The following is a 267-nucleotide window of genomic DNA, read 5'->3' on the forward strand; positions in this document are numbered from 1 at the left end:
TGAACTCGTATGTTGTTCCACTTGGTAAATCTGCAACATTACCAATTGAATCTTGCGCATTTGGTGTTGAACCTGGAGTCACTGTTTGTGCCTTAGCTGTTGGATCATTCTTATCCGCATCGGTACGTGGATCTTTAACAGTGACCTTAACTGGTACTTCATCCGTTGAACCATCTGGGTATGTCACAACGACTGTAGCGTCTTTCTCACCTTCTGTAGCTGTATCTACTGGTGTCTTGAACTCGTATGTTGTTCCACTTGGTAAAT

At 43.1% G+C, this 267-nt stretch carries 1 protein-coding gene; it reads right to left on the reverse strand.

From position 1 onward, the window contains the following. On the reverse strand, positions 1 to 267 hold a 267-nt coding region (locus AX663_RS06270; protein ID WP_269449896.1), incomplete at both ends, for a Rib/alpha-like domain-containing protein.

This window comes from Streptococcus sp. CCH8-H5 (assembly GCF_001556505.1).
Classification (GTDB): Bacteria; Bacillota; Bacilli; order Lactobacillales; family Streptococcaceae; genus Streptococcus.